The sequence below is a fragment of the Aquimarina sp. I32.4 genome, assembly GCF_002924285.1.
In the GTDB taxonomy this organism is placed as follows: Bacteria; Bacteroidota; Bacteroidia; order Flavobacteriales; family Flavobacteriaceae; genus Aquimarina.
The window spans coordinates 53,564-70,749 of the sequence record NZ_PGUB01000013.1 but is presented as its reverse complement, the minus strand read 5'-3'; the positions used below and the strand labels follow the sequence as shown (position 1 = coordinate 70,749).

The following is a 17,186-nucleotide window of genomic DNA, read 5'->3' as shown; positions in this document are numbered from 1 at the left end:
GAGTAAAATAAGGTCATAGGTTGGTCATTGAGTACTTCTTTGTTTACTGATCAAACAATAGTACCAGCTTGGAAAATGGCAACTTCCAAAAGAGCAATAGAATTACCTTTACTTTTTCACTCCGATAGAGGAGTTCAATATGCTAGTAAAGAATTTAAAAAAGTTGTTACTGCTAATAAGTTAATTACCCAATCTATGAGTAGAAAAGCAAATTGTTGGGATAATGCAGTAGCTGAATCTTTCTTTAAAACACTGAAGACAGAACTTGTTTACCATCATAATTTTAAAACAATACAAGAGGCTAAAACAGCGGTGTTTGACTATATAGAGGTGTGGTATAATAGAAAAAGATTACATTCTTCTTTGGGATATAAAACCCCTATAGAAGTTGAATTAGAATTTTATAAACTTAAAAATACAGCATAGGTCTTAGAAAAATTGTCCGAATTTCTCTTGCAAGTCCAAGGAGATTCTTACCATAACATTGGCACAATACATCATGTCCTTGCAGAATATGATAAAGCACTGCAACATTATAAAAAAGCCCTAGCAATACGCATCAATACTTTTGGTAAAAAGCATAAAAAAATAGCAGACAGCTATATCGATATTGGCACTACCAATTACCATCTTGGGAAACTTCCTCTTGCTTTAGATTACTACCATAAAGCATTACAGATAAGAACTCCAATTTTTGGAAAAACTAGCCCAGAAGTAGCCTTTTGCTATCATCATATAGGAAATATTCTTGCTAGACAAGACAGCTACGACAAGGCAATAAAACACCAAAAAAAAGCATTATCTATTATGATAGATACTTTTGGAGAACATCACCCTAATACTGCTTTATGTTATGAAAGTATTGGGGTAATTCAACTATCCAAAGGGAAACATGATACAGCTTTACTTTATTTCAAGAAAGCATTAATTATTCTAATTGAGAAGCTTGGAAAATATCATAATAAAACTGCTAACTCATATTATAACATAAGTGTTGCATATGCTAGAAAAGGGCAATATAACAATTCGCTTAAATACATTCAAAAAACTCTAAATATTAGAACAAAAATATATCCAAGAAAACATTCTTATATTGGGTCATGTTATAACGGCATCAGTGTTATTTATCAACATAAAGGAGAATATGCCAAAGCGATTTCTTACTATAAAAAAGCTCTTATACACTTTATCTATTCTTTAGGAGAAAATCATGGTGCTGTAGCTCGTACTTATAATAATATAGCTAATACCTATAAAGCAAAAGAAGCATATGATGTGGCGTTATCCTATTACCAAAAAGCAATACAAATACGAGTTAACTCCATAGGAGAATATCATTCAAACACTTCGTATTCTTATCTTGATTTAGGAGACTTATATACTAAAAAAGAAGATTATTCCATGGCTTTAAAATACTATCAAAAAGCTTTAAGGATACATAAAAACCTATATGGAGAAACCAGCTATTATATTTGTGACACCTATAATGTAATAGCGGATGTATATACTAAACAAAAAGAATATAATATTGCTCTAGAGTATCTACACAAAAGTATCTCTATTAGACTACAAACAGATGGAGAACATCATCCTAGAACTACAAAATCGTATAACCAAATTGCAGAGGTATATCATCAAATCAAAAAATATGATGAAGCTTTATTATATTATGACAAGGCGATTACTGCAAATGAGCTCCCTGATAAAACTCTAAGCAATAAAAGCAAAACAACTTTTGATACTTACTTAGACACAAATGCCTTATTAGCTAGCTTACATGGCAAAGCAACTATTTTGCAAGAACAATACAAACACACCAACCACCCAACCGCACTAACAGCAAGTATCAATAACTACAAAAAAGCAGATACTTTGATTCGCTATATCCGACAACGTCTACATACTTATAGTGATAAGCTTACTTTTGCTAAACAAAGTAAAAAGGTATATACAGATGCTATACAAGTACATATACTACAATATCAAATTAATCAACAACAACAATCTCTAGAACAGGCATTTTATTATGCTGAAAAAAGTAAGGCAAACACCTTACAAGGGTTACTGGCAGAATCCAACGCTAAAAACTTTGCCGGATTACCAAAAAAAATTCTTGACCTAGAGAGAAACTTAAAGTCTGAACATGCTTTTTATACCTCAGAGATTATAAATAAACGATCAGAGAAAAGCAAAGACACTGCTATGATCACTTCTTATGAAAATCATTTATTTGATATTACTAAAAAACAAGATTCACTAACCAACGTTGTAGAAAACAATTACCCTAAATATTACCAATTAAAATATCAAAACACCCCCCTTACTGTTGATGATATTCAGAATAATCTGGACATGAACACAACATTGTTAGAGTATTTCTATACAGATAGTATTTCGTATGTATTTACGATTTCTAAACACAACATAGCGGTACAACCATTGACTACAACGACCTTACTTTCTAATATAAAAAAACTTAGAGAATCGATTATTAAACAAAAGATACAAGAATACAAAAGCATTAGCCATACCGTATATAACCAAATCATTGCTCCTGTTGCAGATAAACTTGTAGGAGAAGAAATTATTATGATTCCAGATGGCCCTCTTTGGCATTGTAATTTTGAGTTACTACTTACTCAAAAAGATATATCTAATAATCCTGCGATTTTATCCTATTTACTTAAAGATTACGCAATTTCATATGCCAATTCGGCAAATGTATTATTTGGATTGAATACAATAAATTCCGCATCAAAAAAACGACAAAAATGTCTTGCCTTTTCTTTTTCAGACATTACTACACTGGATACAAACACAATGAGTTTGGCAACCTTAAGAGATAGCCAAGAAGATTTACCTGGTACTCGTAAAGAAATCAAAGCGATTGCCGATATTATTGATGGGCAATATTACTTTGGTTCTCAGGCAATAGAGGCTAATTTTAAGGAAAATGCTAAGAATTACGATATTTTACATTTGGCACTACATGGAGAAGTAGACAATGAACATCCAGAAAACTCTAAACTTTTATTCACAAAAAGCAACGATTCTATAGAGGACAATTATTTATATAGTCATGAATTATTTGCGTTGGATATCCCTGCAGAACTTACAGTACTAAGTGCTTGCAACACTGGCTCAGGTAAAATTGCAAAAGGTGAAGGTATTATAAGCTTAGGAACTGCTTTTCAGTACGCGGGAACCAAAAGCTTAGTCTTAAGTAGTTGGGAGGTATCAGATAGTACTACCCCAGAATTAATGAAAAACTTTTATACGAATCTAAAAGCAGGCATGAATAAAGCTAAAGCTTTACAACAAGCTAAATTACAATACATAGCTACTGCAAATATAAATCGCATGCAACCTTTTTATTGGGGTGGGTTTTATTTGGTTGGAGATACAACCCCTATACCTTTTAAAAGTACTACTGTCTGGTATTGGGTTCTAGGTATTACTATTTTAGGGGTGTTACTTTTTGTCATGAGATGGCACATAAAAACTAAGTAGTATAAAAAAACAGCCTTTACAAGTTTTAATGAATTTGTAAAGGCTAGTACTATTGCGGTAATCATGTAGATAATTAATTTTCCTTCTACTCTTCGGGAAAACCATTTACAGAAAGTGTTTTTAATTCTTTATCCTGATCTTCATATATAAAATATACTTTTAGTTCAGGATGTGTTTCTAGAAATTTCTTTGAACGCTCTAACCCCATTGACATTAAAGCTGTAGCATAGGCATCTGCTTCCATACAGGTATTCGTTAATATCGATACACTTAGTAAATTAGACTTAAGAGGATATCCTGTTTCTGTATTAATTATATGGGCATATCGATTTCCTTGCTCATCCATCTTATATTTACGATAACTCCCAGAGGTAGCCATTGCTTCATCGTGTAGAGATAATATTTTGCTATAGGATTGTGTATCATCAAAATTAGGGTCTTCCACCCCAATTCTCCATGACTTTTGCTTCATTACATTACTTCCTTTTCCTCTAATTTCTCCTCCTATTTCTACTAAATAATTTTTAACCCCTTTATCTTCCAGGAAATTTGCAAAAACATCTACTGCATATCCTTTTGCCAATGCATTAAAATCTATAAATGTATCTGGGTTTTCTTTTACAATTCGCCTTTTACTTAATACTACTTTTTGCAATCCAACTGACCCCAATAAACTATCTATTTTAAGACTGTCTAAAGACTTTATTTTTCCTTTTGGACCAAAATCCCATGCATTCACCAAAACTCCAATAGTTGGATCAAAAACACCAGCAGTTTCCTTATAAATTCGCTTTGAGGTAGTAAACACTTTTTCAAAATGCATATCGATAACAACTGTGGTATCTCCTTTATTTATTCTAGAAATATCAGAACTCTGTATATATGTAGACATCGAGGTATTAATTACGTCTATGATACTATCATAAGAATTTGATAAATCCAACTCTTTTGTATCTATAAACTGAGCAGAAAAGGTAGTACCAAAAGCTTCTCCTTTTGAATAATTAAGATGTACCTCTGGTTCACTTTTACATGAAACACATACTATTATCAGTATTATAATACTGCTTATTTTTCTACTCATAACTAGTTAATTCAAATGTGTTTCTATAGGTTGTAATCCTGCATATTCTAGCACATAATCTTCATTTAAAAAGACTGGCTTATTTGGACTTTCTGCATTTTGTAAACCAACCCCTGCATAGAACACTTTTGCTTCTTGTTCTACCGCATGTTTCTTAAAAGACTCCATCCAGATCACATCATAATTATGCGGATTATCTGGATAGGGAATTGCTTTGACTAGCACAAAGTATCTTTGATTTGATTTATCTATACAGACAAACTGAGGATGTTTTCCGAGTGTACTATTAATTGCAATAAACTCAAATCCTTTTTTTTCTAATTCTTCTCCTACAATATTCATTGCAAGATTATGTAATTCTTGTTTAGTAAGTATCTTCCCCATAGCGCAACAAAGATAACATCTTAATCTTTAAATCTAAATTATTTAAAACGTATAAACCTAGCTTTATTAAAAGAATATCCTGGGGTATATACAGCTTTATTTTCTGTAAATCTATACCATGGAGAGATAGATGTATCTTCAAAATTTTTAAGCAAACATACATTTTGAGCAGGGGTATTACCTTGTGCCAACAAGTACATTTTATTCCCTTTTTGGTCTATAATCTCATCTACTACAATTTCTATATGCCCAGGAGAACCAGGTGTAACCAGCATATCTCCAATCTGAACATTTTTTACAGCCACTTTTGGTAATTCATCATGCATAGATAAGGTTCCTGCATACGTATAAATAAGGTTCAGGTATTTATAAAAATTAGTCTCGGAATGATTTGCAGATGCTGTTTTATGAAAAGTTACCTTATTTCCTTTTATTTTGGGGCGGTACCCTTCTGCATATTTACTCCATGAGCAATAATGCCCTGAGGTAAAATTAAAACCTATTTTACCTTTTTTATTCTTCTTCCATAAATATTCTGACCGCATTCTCATGAGTGCATCTGCACATTGTTGTAATCCATTTGAAGGAACAGGAATCTCTAAAATAGCTTCATGCCAATTTTGTGCAAAATACTCAGTATTATCATAGTTTATGATCTTACTACCATATGTTTTTAATTGATAATGTCGTAAATATTCTTGAAAAGAACCTTTTGGATAGGACACTCTTTTATATCCATCAGGAACAATAACTCGTGTAGAGATTGAGTCTTTCTCTGTATCTATATAATTTGGAGCCAAAACGGTGTTGGTCATTACTCCTTTTAGGTGATTTATAACCAGCCTGCCTTTACTTGTATTTCTAAGAATTAAGAATAGAACCAGAATAATTACTAAAGATAGAATATATTTTTTCATATGTATAAAAATATACTTTTAAAAATAAAGAAACCGATATAATTGCTTATACCGGTTTATAGTGAATTATTTACATCATTTTTATAGATGTATATACTATTGAAATCAAAGATTACCCTCCAAAGTCATCGAATCTAATATTCTCATCTGGCATACCAAAGTCTTCTCCCATTTTCTGAACAGCCTTATTCATTAATGGTGGTCCACAGAAATACAACTCGATATCTTCTGGTGCATCATGGTGATTAAGGTAATTATCGATCACACAATTATGAATAAACCCTACAAAACCATCTCCTTCTTTATCATTAACATCTTTCTTCACCTTCCAATTATCTTCTTCCATTGGTTCCGAAAGTGCCAAGAAAAATTTGAAATTCGGGAATTTATCTTCTAATTGATAGAAATGATCCAAATAGAATAATTCTCTTTTAGAACGACCTCCGTACCAGTAAGTAACGGTTCTACCTGTTTCTAATGTTTTGAATAAGTGGTATAAGTGAGAACGCATTGGCGCCATTCCTGCTCCACCACCAACATATAACATTTCGGCATCAGATTCATTAATAAAGAATTCTCCGTAAGGCCCTGATATCACAACTTTATCTCCTGGTTTTCTAGAAAATATATAAGAAGATGCAACTCCTGGATTCACATCCATCCATCCATTTTTTGATCGATCCCATGGTGGAGTAGCAATACGTACATTAAGCATAACTTCTCTTCCTTCTGCAGGGTAAGAAGCCATAGAATACGCACGTTCTACTGTTTCTGCATTTTTCATTACTAATGGCCACAGACCAAACTTATCCCACTCTGCTTGAAACTTATCTGGGGTTTCATGTTCTTCTGGGTGTGCAGTAATATCAATATCAGAATATTTAATCTCACATTGTGGAATTTCTATCTGAATATATCCTCCTGCTTTATACCCCATATCTTCAGGAATACGTACTACGAATTCTTTGATAAAAGAGGCTACATTATAGTTTCGTACTACTTCTGCTTCCCATTTCTTAATCCCGAATACTTCTTCAGGGATCTCAACGTTCATATCTTGTTTTACCTTCACCTGACATGCCAAACGAGCTCCGTGTTGTAATTCCTTACGCGAAAAATGTGGTGTTTCTGTAGGCAATGCCTCTCCTCCTCCTTCTAAGACATGGCATTCACATTGAATACAAGTTCCACCACCACCACAAGCTGACGGTAAAAATATTTTTTGATTACCTAAGGTAGATAACAATGTCCCTCCTGAAGCAACTTCAATTTCTTTTTTTCCGTTTATAGTAATCTTTACTGGTCCTGATGGTAATAATTTATCTTTTGCAAATAATAAGATTCCTACTAATATAAGAATCAGCACCAAAAACGAAATAATGGTTATCGCTATTGTTCCAGCTGTAGATGCTGCTAAAAATATCATATTATTTAAGTATTGTAACGTTAGTATTTTGGGCTACTTTTTTTGTAGTCTTCTCTTTTTCTACCTGAACAGTCTTAGATTCTTTCTTTTCCTCTTCATCTCCACCTGTCAACATTCCTCCGAAACTCATAAAACCGATTGCCATTAACCCTGTAAGGATAAATGTGATCCCTAACCCTCTCAAAGGAGCTGGCACATTAGAGTATCTAATTTTTTCGCGAATAGCTGCTATTGCCAAAATAGCTAAAAACCACCCTATCCCTGATCCTACTCCATATACCGCTGCATGAGATATGGTTGCAAACTCTTTTTGCTGCATAAATAATGATCCTCCTAATATTGCACAATTTACCGCTATCAAGGGTAAAAATATCCCTAGCGAATTATACAATGACGGAGAGAATTTTTCTACAATAATTTCTACCAATTGTACCATTGTAGCAATGGTAGCAATAAACAAAATAAAGGTAAGAAAACTTAGGTCATAATCAGCATACTCAGCTCCTAACCATACCAAAGCTCCTTCTTTCAGGATGTACTTATCAAGTAAAAAATTCAGTGGTACTGTGATTGCAAGTACAAATATTACCGCAGCTCCCAAACCAACAGCTGTAGAAACTTTTTTAGAAACAGCAAGGTATGAGCACATTCCTAAAAAGAATGCAAAAACCATGTTGTCTATAAATATTGATTTTAAAAATAATTCTAAATACTCCATTTTTTTATCAGTTTTTAGTTGATGATTAATCATTGATAGTTTTTAGACTGCCAACTAACAATTTTTCAACTTTCTAGTGATCTTCAATTAATGTTTTATTTCTACTTCTCTGTATCCAAATAAGAATTCCTACAGTAATCAATGCCATTGGAGCCAATACCATAAAACCATTATTCTCGTACCCGATTGCATATAGACCAGTTTTTTCTATTGGATCTCCTAACACCTTAACACCAAATAATGTTCCTGACCCCAATAACTCTCTAAAAAAAGCTACTATAACCAATAACAATCCGTACCCTGCAGCATTTCCTACTCCATCTAAAAAGGATTTCCAAGGGCCATTACCAAGAGCAAAGGCTTCAAAACGCCCCATTATAATACAGTTGGTAATAATAAGACCAATAAATACAGAAAGTTCTTTACTTAATGTATAAGCAAAGGCTTTTAACACCTGATCTACTACGATCACCAATGCTGCTACCACTACTAGCTGAACAATAATTCGAATTTTTGAAGGAATAATATTTCTCATAAGAGAAATTACCACATTACCTATCCCTAAAACAAAGATTACTGAGATCGCCATAACAATGGATGGCTTTAACTGAGCAGTAATTGCTAATGCAGAACAGATACCCAATACCTGAATAGTGATTGGATTATTATCTGCCAATGGGTCTGTTAATAATTTTTTATTTTTCTTAGAGAACAAAGGTTCTTTAGGCTCTTTTGCTTTAACTTTTTCTTCTGTTACTTCAGCCATCTCTTATTTTTTTAAAGTTTCGAAATAAGGTTGATACATTTTTATTCCTTTCTTTACCATTGCAGTAACACCATCACCTGTGATTGTTGCTCCTGCCATAGCATCTACCTCATTATCACTTTTATCAACATTTTTAGGATCTGCATTTCCTTTTTTTACTGTAATTCCTTTATAGTTTCCAGATGCATCTAATATGTTTTCACCTATAAAATCATCTCTAAAGTATGCTTCCTTGATATTTGCTCCTAATCCAGGTGTTTCTCCTTTATGGTCAAAAAATGCTCCTTTTACCGTTTTGAATTCTTTATCTAAAGAAACATATCCCCAGATCGCATCCCAAAGACCATTTCCTCTCATAGGCACAACATAATATTCTTGTCCTTCTTTTTTTCCTATAAACAAAGGTAGTTTTCTAATGTAATTAGCATCTTGCTTAACCTTATCATTCTCTTTTTTTACTTCTATACCAAAAGCATCAGTTGTTTTCTTTGCAGAACTCCCAGTAATGATATACTGCTCATCTCCTACATATTTATCAAACAATTCCTGAGCTTTTTCTGCTGGCACAAATTCATTAGGGTCTTCAGCATCTGTAACTCCCATAGCAAACAGGATATTTTGCTGTTTCTCTGTACGTTTATTGGCATTTATTTTGTCTTTCAATGAAGATGCCGTAAACGCTAATAGAGAACCTACCACTACCACCATTGCTATGGCAAATATAATTGTATATGAATTTTTATCTGTATTAATAGCCATGATCTACGCAGTTTTAAGTTTTAAACGTTTCATTCTCTTCTTAATATTGCCTTGAACTACATAATGATCTATAGTTGGTGCAAATACATTCATTAACAGAATTGCAAGCATTACTCCTTCTGGATATGCCGGATTAAACACACGAATCAATATTGAGATAAACCCAATCAAGAATCCATATATCCATTTTCCTTTATTAGTTTGAGATGCAGTAACAGGATCTGTTGCCATAAATACAATTCCAAATGCAAAACCACCTATAATCAAATGATGCCAGAACTCTGTACTCATTAAGCTATAAAATTTACTGCCTTCGCTAATCCACCCTGCATTCACTACACCATTAAAAATTAACCCCATTGCAAGAGCTCCTAGCACACCACTTAGCATAATTCTCCAGCTACCTATTTTTGTAAAAACCAAGAATAGTCCTGCTAATAAAATTAATATTGCAGAAGTCTCTCCTACTGAGCCAGGTATAAACCCTAAGAACATATCTGATACTGAATACGAGATTTCTTTTCCTTGAGCTAAACTACCTAGTACTGTTTCTCCTGATATAGCATCTAATTTTGCTCCTCCTGCAATCTCACTTGCTCTTTCTACTGCACCGTGCACCCACACTTTGTCTCCTGACATCCAAGTAGGGTATGCAAAGAATAAAAATGCTCTTATAGTCAATGCTGGGTTAAGAATATTCATTCCTGTTCCTCCAAACACTTCTTTACCTATTACTACACCAAAAATAACTGCTACTGCCAACATCCATAATGGAGTATCTATTGGCACAATTAATGGCACTAACATTCCTGTTACAAGATATCCTTCTTCTACCTCATGCTTCTTGATTACTGCAAATAAAACCTCTACAGCAAGTCCTACTCCATAAGAAATTATGACTAGTGGCAACACTTTCCATAATCCTACCGTAAGGTTCGCAAAAGACCAAAATTCTGGGCTAAAAAAACCGTTGCTTATCTTATCAATTTCTCCTGCTGCTACATGGTGTTGATATCCTGCATTAAACATACCAAATATCAAACATGGCAACAACGCCATAATAACAGTATTCATGGTCCGCTTCAAATCATCTGCTCCACGAACATGAGCGCCAGAATGCGTTGTCTCATTAGGTAAGTATAAAAACGTATGGATTGCATTGAATGCAGGGGCCATCTTTTTATCTTTATACTTAAGTTTTAGTTTATGTAATTTATCTTTTAATCCCATTGCTCTATCCTATTTCTTTTAACATTAGGTCTAATCCTTCTCTTATAATCTGCTGATGTGGTTGTTTTGACACACATATAAACTCTGTAAGAGCAAAATCTTCGGGAGCCACTTCATACATACCTAGTTGCTCCATCGCATCCAGATCATTTACCGCACACGCTTTTAATAATTGTAAAGGATATATATCAAATGGAAACACATCTTCATAACTTCCTGTTACTACAAAAGCTCTATGTTCTCCATTTGTATTTGTATCAAGATCATATTTCTTATTAGGAAACAACCATGAAAAAGTAAGTGCTCTTGATGGTGATATCTTATTAAAGATAGGCTTATTCCAACCAAAGAATTCATAATCATCTCCTTCTGGTATAACCGTTATGGTATCATGATAATACCCTAAGTGACCATCAGGCTTTACATTTTCCCCTGTAAGCACATCACCACTAATAACTCTTATATTACCCTCATCATTTACTCCTGAGTCATACACTACAGAAGACACCTCTGCTCCTATTTTTGTTCTAAAATATTTTGGGTTTTTAACAGAAGAACCTGCTAATGCAACTACTCTTTCGGCATTAAATCTACCTGTCAACAACAATTCTCCTATAACAACCAAGTCTTGCGGGTTTATCACCCATACAACTTCTCCTTTATTAATTGGATCTACATTTGCTATTTGTACACTTACATTACCTGCAGGATGTGGCCCTGAAACAGTATGAGTTGTTACGTTGTTTAAACCTGAAAGAGGTGAATCGCTGTTTTTACCAACAGACACATGCACTTCTCCATCTGTCAATTTATTCAACGCTGTGATTGCAACCTGAACTTCATTTTCTTTACCTGATAGTACATAATCACTATCCGCAGCCAATGGAGCTGTAGTATAACCAGAGACAAAAATAGCTTTTGGAGCTACCTCTGGATTAGCAATTACGTCATAAGGGCGTTGTTTGATAAAAGGCCAGCAACCTGATTGTAGAAGATGAGACTTTACTTCATCTCTATTCATTGAATTCACGTCCTTTACTCCAAAGTCTGCATACTTCTGCTCTTTATCTCCAAGTACTTTGAAAGCTAAAATTTTCCTCTTAGCTCCACGTACAATCTCTACTATCTCACCGCTTACGGGAGAAGGAAACAGCATTTCTTCATTGGACTTTGAGTGAAAAAGTGGTTCGCCGGCTTTAACTTCTGTGCCCTGCTTAGCAATAACCTTTGGCACTATACCGTGAAAATCGTCAGGCTTTATTGCATAAACATTACTTCTGGTAGCATTTGCAGTAACTTTCTCTGCTTCGCCAACAAGCTTAATGTCTAAGCCTTTTCTGATACGAATGTCTTTTGACATATTTGTAGTCTATGTTAATTAACTAAAAAAATCGTGCAAATTTACTAATTAAAACACGTACCTGAAAGCTGGTATTGGTATAAGATTTTTATTTATATTCTTTCTAAATAAAGAATACTGAATTTAATTTTTAAAGACAAAAAAAGTAAAACAAACAATAAACCCTGTACTGAATCTGTTTTTTATAACGAGTGCTTTTTACCTATATTTACATCCAACAATCATCATATCATGCCTGTAAGATCAAAACGACCACTATTTTTTTACATTTTCACACTCTTCTTTCCTTATTACTTTTTTGCTCAACCAGTTGCAAACATATCCCCTACAGCCAATCACATAAGAACCATTCGTCTATACACTGATACTAAGTTTTCTGGCACACCTATTCTTAAGCTAGGAGAACCATTAAAACTCTCTTTTGATGATATCAACGGTGATGAGGCAGATTATTATTATAGAATTCGTCATTGCAATTTTAACTGGTCTCCTTCTTCTTTATACAAAAACGAATATTTAAATGGTTTTGATGAAATCAGAATTCTCAATTATGAAAACTCTTTCAATACTTTACAAATGTATAGTCATTATAGGCTAAGCATCCCAAATGAAGATACTAGAGGCTTTAAAGTAAGTGGCAACTATATCATTGAGGTATACGATGATTATGACGAGGTTGTATTCTCACGAAAATTTATCATCTACGAACCTCTTTCTTCTGTAAAAGTATACACTAAAAGATCTAGGAATTTAGATTTTATTGACACCAAACAATCTGTTCAATTTGAAATTAGTTCTCCTAGTCAAATCATAAGAAACCCTAGACAAAACATAAAAACTTTAGTTATTCAAAACAACAACCTAAACTACTCTATCACAAATTTAACTCCTCAATTCACTATCGCAGATAAATTAGTTTACAAATATGACCAAGAATCCAGTTTTTGGGGCAGTAATGAATATCTGTTTTTTGATAGTAAAGACGTAAGAGCATCTAATACAAGCACAAGAAGCATCGATCTTAAAGATATTTACCATAACTACCTATACACCAACACTGTAAGAGCTAATCGCAGATATACTTACAACCCTGACATTAATGGTAATTTTGTCATTCGTAATCTTGACGCTGATGACAATTCTGTAGAAGCTGACTATGTATGGATGCACTTTTCTCTAGAATGTTATGAACCTTTAGATGGTGGGGAAATTCACCTCTATGGGAATTTCAACAATTATCATCTGGACGACTCTACCCTTCTTGAATACAATAAGGAAAATGGATTGTACTACAACAAAAGGCTTTTTAAACAAGGATTTTATAATTATAAGTATGTTCTTTTAAAACCAGATGGAACCATAGACCCAGGATTTATTAGTGGTAATTTTGATGAAACAGAAAATGAATACACCGTGATCCCCTACTACAGAGCCCCTGGAGCGCGCTATGACAGAGCTATAGGAAAAGGCACAGGAAACTCCTCTACCATCACAAACTAGGAATATTCCCTTGGTTTTTTAGATTGTAATAAAATACTATTACTTTTAGCCCCTTTAGAAAACATCATCAGCCAAGAACAATGAAAGAAATAGGGAGATTCTTAAAAGAGTACAGAGGTAATGAATGTCTTAATTGTGGAGTGCCATTAGATCTTATTGATAGATATTGTCATAATTGTGGTCAAATTAACACCAACAAAAGACTATCGCTTAAAGATTTTTTTAACGAGTTTTTTGCCAGTATATTTTCTTATGATTCTCGTTTAAGACATACTATTGTAGCATTACTCTTTAAACCAGGAAAAATCTCTAAAGAATATATTCAAGGTAAAAGAGTAAAGTACGCCAATCCTTTTCGATTTTACCTGAGTGTTTCTATTATCTTTTTTATTATTAATGGTTTATTCATTGATTTTGATGGTTTCAGAACAGAGGTCGAAGGCCAAGTCAATATTGGAAAAGATGCTGTTAGCGCAATCAAAGAAAACATTACAATGGATGATTCGTTAAAGCAAAAAATTAGCAATCAGATATTGGCAACTAAAGGAATTCCTACATCTAATAAAGAAGCAATCAGCAATGAAATCTTAAAGATAGAAGAACTCCCCTTATTGAATGATGAAGAACTCGAACCCGAAGAAGTCACTTATTATTCACAAGAACAAATAGATAGCATTAGCTTTTTCAACAGAGGCTTCAGGCTATGGTCTATGTATAATGATCATTATGAGAAAACAAAAGAAACATCTACTTATAGAGCTCTATCAGAACTGAAACATAACAAAAACCAATTCAACAAATACATTTACCATAGAGTTTTAAAAACTAAATCAATCGAAGAAAACTATGGACAAGAATTTTTTGAGTTTATATTCAACAAACTACCCTTCATAATATTCTTCTTCCTTCCATTTTTCGCCTTAAGCATGTGGCTTTTATACGCCAGAAGACCTTTTAACTACATGGAGCACCTTGTGTTCATATTTCACACCCAAACCATGTTCTTTATCGTAATAGGTTTTTCTATTTTGATTACCAAAATTACTAACATCAATAGCATGTTCGGGATTGCAATGCTTGTCTTTTTATTTTACTTATATAAGGCAATGCGAAAATTTTATAATCAAAGAAGAGGAAAAACTATTGTTAAATTTCTGTTAGTAAATATATTATTTTTTATCTTAGCAGGCATTGGTTCTATATTAACTATTGTAGGATCGGTCTTTATATTTTAATATGGTACAGCAAATTACCAGAGGCATAAAAATTTCGGTGGACACCACCTTCGAAGGTACTTTTTACAAGAACCATAAGATTCATTTTGCCTTTGGTTATCGAATTACCATAGAGAATCAAAGCAAAGATTCTGTACAACTCACTTCTCGTTTTTGGGAGATCAGAGACGCACTAAACAACACCGAGATAGTTGAAGGAGAAGGCGTTATTGGCAAAAAACCAGTATTAAAACCTGGTGAATCTCACACCTATAATAGCGGCTGTTTATTAAGTTCTCCTTTTGGCGCTATGCAGGGACATTATAACATGGTAAACTTTACGTCTACCAGAAGATTTAAAGTTACAATTCCTCGTTTTAAATTAAGTGCTCCTTTTGCCCTTAATTAATCAATTCTTCTTACAAGTTCTAATCGTATTTTTCTACCATTTTGCTCTATATGGCAATATTTACAATTAGAATCATACACAAAATTATATTTCCTAGTGCTATCAAACTTATTTTCTACAGCTTTAAAAAGACCTTTAAAATCTTTTTGACCACTAGCTGTGTATCTTTTTACTTCAAAAATATCATTTCCTATAGATTGATCTAATCTAAAATAAGCACTACTCCCTGTACCCGAAAGAAAATGAGCCTCTTTTAAAACCTCTTTTGCATCTACAGAAGATTCTCCTTTAAAATCAGGAATATTTTTATCAAAATAATTAGTAAGATTCTCTCTAAAAACTGATCCAGGATACACATTTACTTTTCCTTGCTCCACCTGATACAATGGGTTTCCTGCGGCTGCTTTTTGCACATTTCCTAGGGGACTAGGTGTAAACAATTTATTTCGCAATAATGGCTTTCTTATTTTTGCATAATCTGTACCTGCCAAGATAGTATCTGTTACAATTCTTGAGCAATTACTTCCTTCTTTTCCAAATGCTTTATATAGAATGCTCCCTTTATTTTGAACAGATAGCACAAAATCCTTTGCATCCTTATAATTGATATAGTCACATACAGAAGCTACCAGCCTACCATCTCCATGAGTTTTATCAGGATTTGCTTCTAGCCAAAGCAAAAACTCTTCGGTATTCGCTAATTTTTGTTCTGGCGTAAAAACGGCCTTAAAAGGAATTTCTAGCTCTACATCTGTAATCGCACTTCTTACCCTACCATATCCTTGAGGAGTAATATACCTTCCAAAATCATAATATTCTGCCTTACCCGTTTTATTATCAATAAGCACAAAAGCAGCATGTCCTGCTTTAATATAATTACGCCTACCCAAACCAAAAGCTAACAGCACTTTTGTAGAAGACTCATCTGAGTGCTTTACAAAAGTATCGGGATAAGCAAGTGAAATTATTTTACCTGTATAATCCAATTTTTTTTAATTTAAAACTAACCTTATTGGGCTGTAATGGTTTCAAAAGCCACTGTACTAACTTCTTGGTTATGTAAATTTTCATATCGCATAGCAAGCGCTTCTTCATTTTTTACAATCTGAGTTACACTTCTGGTTTTCAAACCCCCTCTATCTATCTGCAAATCAATATTTTTATCACCCACCCCTGCATTCTTATGAAAATCTAATAGAGAATCAGAAGTAAGCGTGTGTTGTTTTTCATAAGAATTAAACCACTCTCTACGTGTTGCTTTCATTTCTTTGGTATACAATGTAGAAGAAGACCATATATAGGTATCTTTCTCTAGCCTTCTAAAATGTTTTTGTTTCCCATCCCAAACCAACTCAAAAAACAAAAGGTCAGATTTCCAATTGGCAGCAACAATAGTAAAAGGCTCAATACCTCTATATGAATATTCTGAAATTGTTTTTTCTAAATGATCCGACTCTAGCAAATCTTTTACCACAACTCCTCTACTTTTTCTATAGGATGATAATCGTTTATGATTTTCAAAACCACCATTAAGCAAACATATCATTGTATTTTTATCACTAAGCCCTATCCAAGTACCTCCAGCCACAGCATCTTTAGGAAACAACATTCTAGTTTTATTGACCTGATAGAACTCAGGTAGTAGTGTTTTTCGGTTGATCGCTTCATCTCGATTTGATGTTAATATAAAATTATTTTCCTGAATTGGAATTAAAGTAACTGTACACATAGGCAATTGAGTCTGTTAATCATTATACAACTTACAAAAAAAATTAGACTCCTTAAATATGTTCTTAAAGCAAAATACAATGCTATTTTTTTTGACATAAAACCTCAAACTCAGATTTCACATTAAAAACTCTAATTTAACGCTGAAACCACAATAAAACAGACTATTTTATTATGATTC

The 17,186-nt window shown here is 33.3% G+C and carries 16 protein-coding genes; 5 read left to right on the top strand and 11 right to left on the bottom strand.

All coding sequences use genetic code 11. The annotated features are described in order from the left end of the window. Positions 1-15 precede the first annotated feature (15 nt). Positions 16-426 carry an integrase core domain-containing protein gene (locus tag CVD18_RS04735; RefSeq protein ID WP_255409415.1) on the top strand — a complete coding sequence of 137 codons (411 nt, stop codon included), beginning with the start codon at positions 16-18 and terminating at the stop codon, positions 424-426. 12 nt (positions 427-438) lie between these two features. After that, the gene (locus CVD18_RS04730) at positions 439-3,510 is read left to right on the top strand and encodes a CHAT domain-containing tetratricopeptide repeat protein (RefSeq protein WP_103864294.1); all 3,072 of its coding nucleotides are present in this window, start codon (positions 439-441) and stop codon (positions 3,508-3,510) included. 85 nt (positions 3,511-3,595) lie between these two features. On the opposite strand, the gene CVD18_RS04725 is transcribed toward CVD18_RS04730, so the two are convergent. The 9 genes from CVD18_RS04725 to CVD18_RS04685 form a co-directional block, all read right to left on the bottom strand. After that, positions 3,596-4,594, bottom strand: coding sequence for an FAD:protein FMN transferase (locus CVD18_RS04725; RefSeq protein ID WP_103864293.1), 999 nt, complete (start codon positions 4,592-4,594; stop codon positions 3,596-3,598). Between the two features lie 6 nt (positions 4,595-4,600). After that, entirely contained in the window at positions 4,601-4,978 is a 378-nt protein-coding gene (locus CVD18_RS04720) for a Na(+)-translocating NADH-quinone reductase subunit F (protein ID WP_103864292.1), read from the bottom strand. Between the two features lie 38 nt (positions 4,979-5,016). Then, positions 5,017-5,895, bottom strand: coding sequence for a DUF4846 domain-containing protein (locus CVD18_RS04715; RefSeq protein WP_103864291.1), 879 nt, complete (start codon positions 5,893-5,895; stop codon positions 5,017-5,019). Positions 5,896-6,007: 112 nt separating this feature from the next. Further along, positions 6,008-7,318, bottom strand: coding sequence for an NADH:ubiquinone reductase (Na(+)-transporting) subunit F (gene nqrF, locus CVD18_RS04710; protein ID WP_103864301.1), 1,311 nt, complete (start codon positions 7,316-7,318; stop codon positions 6,008-6,010). A 4-nt stretch (positions 7,319-7,322) separates the two neighbouring features. Then, positions 7,323-8,039 carry an NADH:ubiquinone reductase (Na(+)-transporting) subunit E gene (gene nqrE, locus CVD18_RS04705; protein ID WP_103864300.1) on the bottom strand — a complete coding sequence of 239 codons (717 nt, stop codon included), beginning with the start codon at positions 8,037-8,039 and terminating at the stop codon, positions 7,323-7,325. Positions 8,040-8,112: 73 nt separating this feature from the next. Next, entirely contained in the window at positions 8,113-8,805 is a 693-nt protein-coding gene (locus CVD18_RS04700) for an NADH:ubiquinone reductase (Na(+)-transporting) subunit D (RefSeq protein WP_103864290.1), read from the bottom strand. A gap of 3 nt (positions 8,806-8,808) precedes the next feature. Further along, the gene (locus CVD18_RS04695) at positions 8,809-9,564 is read right to left on the bottom strand and encodes a Na(+)-translocating NADH-quinone reductase subunit C (protein WP_103864289.1); all 756 of its coding nucleotides are present in this window, start codon (positions 9,562-9,564) and stop codon (positions 8,809-8,811) included. A gap of 3 nt (positions 9,565-9,567) precedes the next feature. Then, positions 9,568-10,794, bottom strand: coding sequence for an NADH:ubiquinone reductase (Na(+)-transporting) subunit B (locus tag CVD18_RS04690; RefSeq protein WP_103864288.1), 1,227 nt, complete (start codon positions 10,792-10,794; stop codon positions 9,568-9,570). 4 nt (positions 10,795-10,798) lie between these two features. Beyond that, positions 10,799-12,154 (bottom strand): Na(+)-translocating NADH-quinone reductase subunit A, encoded by a 1,356-nt coding sequence (locus CVD18_RS04685; RefSeq protein ID WP_103864287.1) that lies wholly within the window; start codon positions 12,152-12,154, stop codon positions 10,799-10,801. Positions 12,155-12,385: 231 nt separating this feature from the next. Here CVD18_RS04685 and CVD18_RS04680 point away from each other — a divergent pair, with 231 nt between their 5' ends. From CVD18_RS04680 to apaG, 3 genes are all read left to right on the top strand, one after another. After that, complete coding sequence (locus CVD18_RS04680) at positions 12,386-13,654, top strand: DUF5103 domain-containing protein (protein ID WP_103864286.1); 1,269 nt, start codon at positions 12,386-12,388, stop codon at positions 13,652-13,654. A gap of 80 nt (positions 13,655-13,734) precedes the next feature. Beyond that, entirely contained in the window at positions 13,735-14,889 is a 1,155-nt protein-coding gene (locus CVD18_RS04675; RefSeq protein ID WP_103864285.1) for a DUF3667 domain-containing protein, read from the top strand. Between the two features lies 1 nt (position 14,890). Next, on the top strand, positions 14,891-15,277 hold the full coding sequence (gene apaG, locus CVD18_RS04670) for a Co2+/Mg2+ efflux protein ApaG (protein WP_103864284.1): 387 nt from the start codon (positions 14,891-14,893) through the stop codon (positions 15,275-15,277). Here the strand turns inward: apaG and CVD18_RS04665 are convergent. Beyond that, the gene (locus tag CVD18_RS04665) at positions 15,274-16,263 is read right to left on the bottom strand and encodes a DUF6695 family protein (RefSeq protein ID WP_103864283.1); all 990 of its coding nucleotides are present in this window, start codon (positions 16,261-16,263) and stop codon (positions 15,274-15,276) included. The genes apaG and CVD18_RS04665 overlap by 4 nt on opposite strands. Positions 16,264-16,286: 23 nt before the next feature. Continuing rightward, positions 16,287-17,006, bottom strand: coding sequence for an NRDE family protein (locus tag CVD18_RS04660; protein ID WP_103864282.1), 720 nt, complete (start codon positions 17,004-17,006; stop codon positions 16,287-16,289). Between the last annotated feature and the right edge of the window lie 180 nt (positions 17,007-17,186).